This is a genomic window from Candidatus Kryptonium thompsonii (assembly GCF_001535985.1).
Classification (GTDB): Bacteria; Bacteroidota; Ignavibacteria; order Kryptoniales; family Kryptoniaceae; genus Kryptonium; species Kryptonium thompsonii.
The window spans coordinates 1-7232 of record NZ_CZVS01000076.1 but is presented as its reverse complement, the minus strand read 5'-3'; the positions used below and the strand labels follow the sequence as shown (position 1 = coordinate 7232).

Genomic DNA, 7232 nt, shown 5'->3' with positions numbered 1-7232 from the left:
AGGCTATAAAGATTTTGAGGTAAAAGAATTTTTCTTACCCGAAATAGCTGGTGATATAAAATCATCGAGACTTGTAGTTAACACAACACCGATCGGGATGTATCCCAACATAAATGAATTACCTGTTCCAGTTGATGATTTCTTTCACGATGGTCAAGTGGTTTACGACCTTGTTTATAATCCGCCCATGACAAAGTTTTTGAAACTTGCTCGAAGGAAAGGAGCAGAAGTTATAAGCGGTATTGAAATGCTAATTTTACAGGCAAGCAAATCATTTGAACTTTGGACTGGAAAAGAAATGCCTATTGCAGAGATTAAAAAACTTTTACTTAAAGAATTAAAACCAAGAAGGAAAAAAGGAAAAAATGACACTTAACGATAAATATGCTAAACTTCAAAACATTCTTAACGAGATGGGTTCGGTAGTTGTAGCATTTTCAGGCGGTGTTGATAGCACTTTGCTTGCAAAAGTAGCTCACGATGTTCTAAAAGACAAGGCAATCGCTGTCATCGGTAAATCTGATACATATCCCGAAGAGGAACTAAAAGAAGCGGTAAAACTTGCTGAAATGATCGGGATAAGATATGTAGTTGTCGCTACGGAAGAAACCGACAACCTAAAATTCAGCGAAAACCCGCCCGATAGATGCTATTATTGCAAAACCGAGCTTTTTTCAAAATTGAAACAAATAGCAATTAACGAAGGCATCAAATGGATCGCAGACGGGACAAATGTTGACGACCTTGGGGATTTTAGACCGGGGCTAAAAGCCGTGAAAGAAAACAATGTTCGCTCTCCTTTGCTTGAAGCTGGATTAACAAAAAATGAAATACGAGAGTTATCTAAAATTCTCGGGTTACCAACATGGGATAAACCTTCATTTGCCTGCCTCTCCTCAAGGTTCCCCTATGGCTTACCAATTGACAGAGAAAAATTAAAGAAAATTGACAGGGCTGAATCTTTCTTGCGAGCCAACGGCTTGAAAATCGTCCGTGTAAGATACATCGATGAAAATACGGTTAGAATTGAAACAAACAAAGATGGCTTCCAAAAATTCTTCGATGATGAATTCAGAATTAAAGTCGTCCAAGAGCTTAAAAAACTTGGATTCATCTATATAACCCTCGACCTCGAGGGTTACAGAACTGGAAGCATGAACGAGATTTTAAAAAGCGATGGAAAAAATCTTCCTATCACCAAGATAGTTTAAGAATGCATATCTAAACCTTCGCCAACTCAGATTTCAGATATTCAATTGGTCTTACAGGTGTTGGATCAACTTTATTTAAAATCGCAAGATAAAAGCTGACCCAATCGCCAAGATAAATTTGCGAGAATAATCGAGCAAGGGTTGTCTTGCCCTCAGAATAGATATTTAAAACCTCACCAGCGTAAGGTCTTATCAAATCGTCAGTTATCTCAATCCTGTATTTTATCCTTTCATACTCTTGGTCATCTCGCAAAATCACAACGCTAATTTTATTCATGATCTCTTTAAAACTTCCCTCAACCTCTCCAGACCATCCAACAATTTCATTATGATTCAATTCTGGAAAAATGTTAAAATGTGCAAGCATTTTTGAATTCTCTTCAATCTGGCAAACCCACCTCATCGCAACAGCATCAAATTTTGTAGATGTGTAAATAAAAGGTATAGAGCCAGTAAGACGGATGGCAATTTTATACGCTAAGTTCTCTTCATGCTCCGGATTTGAATAAACTTTTGATTTAGCGTCGATAAGTTTTATGGTTTCGTTTATCTCTCTTTTTTTATTTTTGATAAATCCAAGCTTTGAAAGCACAATAAGGATTGGGAAGAAAGAATAAGCAAGTGCGGTTCTCGGCGGATAACCAGACGGAATTTTTATAATGGGATGTTTCTTTCTTAAGGCAATTTTTTCTATCTCACCATTCGATGTGATGCATATTATCTTCGCTCTTTTCTTTACACCATCGTTGTATGCTGAGATCGTCTCTTCTGTGTTGCCGGAATAACTTGAGACAATTAGCAAAGTATTCTCATCGACAAATTTCGGAAGGAAATAATCACGGTTGACAATTATCGGAACTTTTATCTCATCTGAAAGATAAGAACGGAGCAAATCCCCAGCGATCGCAGAACCGCCGAGCCCGGTTAAAACTATTTTGTTGATTTTTTTAATTGAAAAGTTAACTTTTACGCCCTCGCCTATTTTAACCGCTTCCTCAACTTGCTGGGCGAAATTGACAAGTTTTGAAAACATATCTGACTTATCATAATTCCTTATATCACTGATTGATAACATAGAACCTCCTTTTGTTTTTAGAAATCAAACTCGGGTATTATCCCCTTCAATTCCTTAGAAATGAAAGCTTTAATTTCTCCCTGTGTTTTAAAAACAAGGGCTCTTTTGCTTATTCGCCTTGCATCTCTATACTTGATAGACCTGATAACCTGTTTTATTCTTGGGATTGAATCCGGTGCAACGCTAAATTCGTCAAGTCCAAATCCAACAAGCAAAATTGTTGCATAGGGATCGCTTGCCATTTCACCACACATTGAAACAGGTATCCTTGCTCTATGAGCTGACTCTACCACAAATTGGATCAACCTCAAGACAGCTGGATGAAATTCTTGATAAATTTTTGCAACAGTTTCATTTCCTCGATCAACTGCAAGCGTATACTGAATTAAATCATTTGTCCCTATGCTGAAGAAATCAACCTCCTTTGCAATTTCCTTCGCCATCAAAGCAGCTGATGGAACCTCTATCATAATGCCCAATTTTATGTTCTCGTCAAATTTAACCCCTCTTTCACGAAGTTGAGATTTAGCTAACTCAAGCATCTTTTTAACTTCCCTTACCTCCTCAAGGCTCGCAACCATTGGGAACATCACCATAACATTCCCCTTAACGCTTGCTCTAAGGATAGCTCTCAATTGAGAGAGCAAGATATCTGGTTTATCAAGTCCAACTCTAATTCCACGCCATCCAAGAAATGGATTATCCTCCCTACGATAATCTCTGAATATCTTATCCCCACCTATATCAAATGTTCTTATTACAACTTTACCGGGATAAATCTTTTCAGCAATTTTAATATATTCCTCAAATTGCTCATCCTCATCAGGGATAACTCCATTGCTTATAATATATTCGGTTCTGAACAAACCAATACCTTCCGCTCCCTTTTGAATAGCTTCGTCAACTTCATCTGGAAGCTCTATATTTGCAAGCAAAGTAAATTTTTTCCCATCAATTGTCTCAGCAGGTAAAAACCTCAATTGTTCAAGTTTCTTTTCAAATTCACTTATACGAGTTAATTTTTCTTGATACTCGTCGATCAAAGATTGATTTGGATTTATTATTATAATTCCTTTGTATCCGTCAAGTATCACAGTATCTCCTGTTTTGATAAATTTAGTTGCTTCCCTCAATCCAACGACGGCAGGGATTTTAAGGGCGCGAGCAAGAATCGCTGTATGCGATGTAATCCCGCCCAAATCAGTTGCATAGCCAAGGACTTGATTTCGGCTGAAAAGAAGGGCGTCAGCCGGTGTTAAATTCTCAGCGACGACAATTCTTGATGTGTCAAACCTTGAAAGCCATTTCTCTTGTTGAATATTTCTTATGACCCTATTTTTAAGGTCTTCAAGGTCATGTGCTCTTTCTTTCAAATAATCATCTCCGGAACTCTGCATAAATTTGATGTATTTCTCAACCTCATCATTTACAACGAACTCCGCGTTCACCTTTTCAACCTTGATCCTTTCAATTATCCTGTCAATTATCATCTTATCATCAAGCATCAAAAGCTGAGCCTCAAAAATTTGCGCACCTTCTGAACCAAGTTTTTCAACGGCAAGCGTGAAAATTTTGTGCAGTTCACTTTTTGACTTTTCAATCGCCCTCAAAAACCTATCGATCTCAGCGTCAACTTCATGTTCTTTAATTTCCTTTTTAGTGACCTTCGGTTTGAGTTTCTCATATTTAAGTGCTATTCCAATGGCTATACCCGGGGATGCAGGTATGCCCTCAATTATTTTGACTTCCATCTCGGTTTTCATCTTTTTTTAATTCCTCAATTTCACCAAATCCTGACTCAAAAAGTTCGATTATCGCCTTTGCAGCTTCATCTTCATCTTCACCGATGAACTTCAAAATTAGTTTTGAACCTTGCTCGGCCGCAAGAGACATTACCCCAATTATACTTTTCCCATTTACTTCAACTCCATTTTTTTCAATAAAAAAGTCAGATTTAAATTTTGAAGCAAGTTTAACAAGCATCGCTGCTGGGCGCGTATGAAGCCCAGTTCTATTCTTAATTTCTACTTCTTTCTTTATCATTAAATTCTTCTCTCACATAATTTATTTGCAAGCCAAACAAGCATTGAGTGTGAATCAGACTTGGGAAGGTTCTCAAGTGATTTTATAGCGATGTCGGTGTAAAACCTGACCATTTTCTGTGTTTCATCAATTATTCCATAACGAAAATAAATCTCTCTAACTTCCGCAACTATCGACGGATCAAGCCCATCTTTTGCAAACACTCTTCCTATGATTTCTTTGTCCTTCCCCCTTACTTTTTCCATTGCTTTCAAAAGAAGAAAAGTTCTTTTCCCGTTAATTATATCACCGCCGATTGATTTACCAAATTCACCAGAATCCCCAACAACATCAAGAAGATCATCCATAAGTTGAAAAGCAAGCCCCAAATTAAATCCATAATTTTCGAGCGCTTGAATTTGCTCATCCGTCCCATTAGCAAGCAAAGCCCCAATCTTAGCCGAATTTTTTATCAAAGATGCCGTCTTCTTGCTTATCATTTTGATGTAATCATCAATTCCAACTTTTAAACTTGTTTCAAGCTCCAAATCAAGAGCTTGACCTTCGCAAACCTCAATTGCCGATTGAGCAAATGAATCAAAAATTTCCCCAACTCTTTTCGAATTAGTTTGAGATAGAAGTTTATAAGCAACTGCAAACATTGCGTCCCCACTTAAAATCGCCGTGTTTATGTCCCATCTTTTGTGAATCGTCTGCAAACCCCTACGAATGTCAGCATTGTCCATTATATCGTCATGAACAAGCGTAAAATTATGAAAAATCTCAACCGCAAGCGCAGGATTTATCGCATCTTCAAGATTTCCACCCAATGATTCACAAGAAAGAATGACGATCACAGGTCTTATCCTCTTCCCGCCGGCAAGCAAAATATATTTTATGGGCTCATATAAACTATTTGGTTCTTCCTCCACCAATACCTGCTTTAAACGTTCATCTATAATTTTTCTGTAATCGTTATACCTTTGGTCGTAATCCACTTTAATTTGTTTTATGATTTTAAAAATTCTTGCCCTGCGAAAGAATGCTTTGCATTAAAATTTTAATAAAAGATGTTAAAATAATCAAGTGCTTGCGCTAATTACAATGCTTCTAAAGGCTATACATATTCAGCGTCAAAAGCTCTTTACACTTGAATTTAGCCCAATAAAAGTTTAATTTTATGAAAAATAACACTAATCTAAAGGCAAATGGAGAAGAAGAAATACACTCTAAAGCGTGAGATTTTTGAAGAGCGGAGCGTAAAATCTTCAAAAATAAGATATGCTGATGAACTTAACCCAGCCCAATATGAAGCGGTGATGACGCTGGAAGGTCCAGTGCTTGTAATCGCTGGAGCTGGGACAGGAAAAACAAGAACAATCACTTACCGAGTAGCTCGGCTTGTCGAAATCGGTGTAAATCCAGAATCAATTTTACTTCTTACCTTCACACGAAAAGCTGCACAGGAAATGCTAAGCCGTGCATCAATTCTCCTCGATGCAAGGTGCGATAGAGTATCAGGTGGAACCTTCCATTCATTTGCAAATCTAACTTTAAGAAAGTATGCACATCTTTTAAAATATGATAATTCCTTTACCATACTAGACCAAGGAGACGCTGAAGATGTGATAAATCTCTTGCGGACGCAAGAAGGGTATGACAAAGCAAAAGTTAGATTCCCACGAAAGCAAACTCTTTATGAAATCTATAGCAAAACGATAAACACGGAAACTCCAATTGAAGAAATAGTCCTTGAGGAATTCCCCCATTATTACGAGCAAGTTGAGGACATCGTCAAATTATTTCGAATATACAACTCATACAAGGCAAAACATAACCTGATGGATTATGACGACCTTTTGTTAAACTTGAAACGATTGCTTGAGGAATTTGACGATGTCAGAAAAAAACTCGCAAATCAATACAAGTACATAATGGTGGATGAATATCAGGACACGAATAGACTCCAAGCGGACATAATCCGTCTTTTAGGGATGGAACATAGAAATGTCATGGCTGTTGGGGATGATTCACAAAGCATTTATGCATTCAGGGGAGCAAACTTTAGAAATACAATGGATTTCCCAAAGGATTTTCGCGATACAAAAATCATAAAACTTGAAGAAAACTATAGAAGCACACAGCCAATTTTAAACCTTGCCAATGAAATAATCGATAGAGCAAGAGAAAAATACACAAAGGTTCTTTACACCAAAAAGCCCGGTGGAGAATTACCTGTAATCGTAATTGCACCAAGCGAAAATCACCAATCAAAATTTGTCGTTCAAAAAGTTCTTGAACTGCGAGAAGAAGGGATACCCTTAAATCAAATCGCCGTGCTTTTCCGGGCAAGCTACTTATCATTCGACCTTGAAATTGAACTTGCAAAGGCAAATATACCATTTGTTAAATTCGGCGGTTTCAAGTTCATTGAAACAGCCCATATAAAAGATATCATAGCACACCTTCGCGTAATTTTAAATCCCAATGATATAATCTCATGGCATAGGATTCTACTTCTGTTAGATGGAGTTGGTCCAAGGACAGCTCAAAGGATCATTGAAGACATAACATCTGGAAAATTGAACATCAAAACAAACCCGGATTACTGGCTTAAATTTAAAGATTACCCAGATAGCGTCGCCAAGCTATTTAAACTCCTTTACACAATTTATCCAGATGATATTTCAGTTCAACAGAAAACAGAAATAATACTCAGCTACTACGAGCCGATAATGAGGGATAAATACGACGATTATGAGAAAAGAAGAAAAGATCTTGAAATTTTTGAAACCATCGCATCACGGTATGATTCGCTTGAAGAATTTTTAACGGATCTTGCGATTGAACCCCCAAATGAAAGCGTCTCGGAGATAGTTCTACCCGGAACTGACGATGAATATCTCGTCCTTTCAACAATTCAC

The 7232-nt window shown here is 37.4% G+C and carries 7 protein-coding genes; 3 read left to right on the top strand and 4 right to left on the bottom strand.

Annotation, left to right across the window (positions count from 1 at the left end):
* Both AWW78_RS10615 and larE read left to right on the top strand, forming a co-directional pair.
* Positions 1-376 (top strand): shikimate dehydrogenase family protein (locus AWW78_RS10615; protein WP_047134996.1); only part of this gene is annotated, 376 nt, incomplete at its 5' end.
* On the top strand, positions 366-1211 hold the full coding sequence (gene larE, locus AWW78_RS09300) for an ATP-dependent sacrificial sulfur transferase LarE (RefSeq protein ID WP_047134995.1): 846 nt from the start codon (positions 366-368) through the stop codon (positions 1209-1211). The genes AWW78_RS10615 and larE, both read left to right, overlap by 11 nt.
* A gap of 10 nt (positions 1212-1221) precedes the next feature.
* Here the strand turns inward: larE and AWW78_RS09295 are convergent, their stop codons facing one another.
* Genes AWW78_RS09295 through AWW78_RS09280 form a run of 4 tightly spaced genes read right to left on the bottom strand, consistent with a single transcriptional unit; the run spans position 1222 to position 5306 of the window.
* Positions 1222-2286 (bottom strand): bifunctional phosphoglucose/phosphomannose isomerase, encoded by a 1065-nt coding sequence (locus tag AWW78_RS09295; RefSeq protein WP_047134994.1) that lies wholly within the window; start codon positions 2284-2286, stop codon positions 1222-1224.
* Between the two features lie 17 nt (positions 2287-2303).
* Entirely contained in the window at positions 2304-4037 is a 1734-nt protein-coding gene (gene ptsP, locus AWW78_RS09290; protein WP_159421006.1) for a phosphoenolpyruvate--protein phosphotransferase, read from the bottom strand.
* Positions 4018-4329: an HPr family phosphocarrier protein gene (locus AWW78_RS09285; protein WP_047134993.1), complete on the bottom strand. Its 312-nt coding sequence runs from the start codon at positions 4327-4329 to the stop codon at positions 4018-4020. Before AWW78_RS09285 ends, ptsP begins: the two co-directional genes overlap by 20 nt.
* Positions 4329-5306: a polyprenyl synthetase family protein gene (locus AWW78_RS09280; RefSeq protein WP_159421007.1), complete on the bottom strand. Its 978-nt coding sequence runs from the start codon at positions 5304-5306 to the stop codon at positions 4329-4331. Before AWW78_RS09280 ends, AWW78_RS09285 begins: the two co-directional genes overlap by 1 nt.
* A gap of 210 nt (positions 5307-5516) precedes the next feature.
* Between AWW78_RS09280 and AWW78_RS09275 the strand changes: the two genes are divergently transcribed.
* The coding region (locus AWW78_RS09275; RefSeq protein ID WP_047134991.1) for an ATP-dependent helicase at positions 5517-7232 on the top strand (1716 nt) is incomplete at its 3' end.

What these genes read in the sequence shown, in the direction of transcription:
- larE (WP_047134995.1), top strand. Translation starts at nt 366, where the DNA reads ATGACACTTAACGATAAATATGCTAAACTTCAAAACATTCTTAACGAG.
- AWW78_RS09295 (WP_047134994.1), bottom strand. Translation starts at nt 2,286, where the DNA reads ATGTTATCAATCAGTGATATAAGGAATTATGATAAGTCAGATATGTTT.
- ptsP (WP_159421006.1), bottom strand. Translation starts at nt 4,037, where the DNA reads ATGGAAGTCAAAATAATTGAGGGCATACCTGCATCCCCGGGTATAGCC.
- AWW78_RS09285 (WP_047134993.1), bottom strand. Translation starts at nt 4,329, where the DNA reads ATGATAAAGAAAGAAGTAGAAATTAAGAATAGAACTGGGCTTCATACG.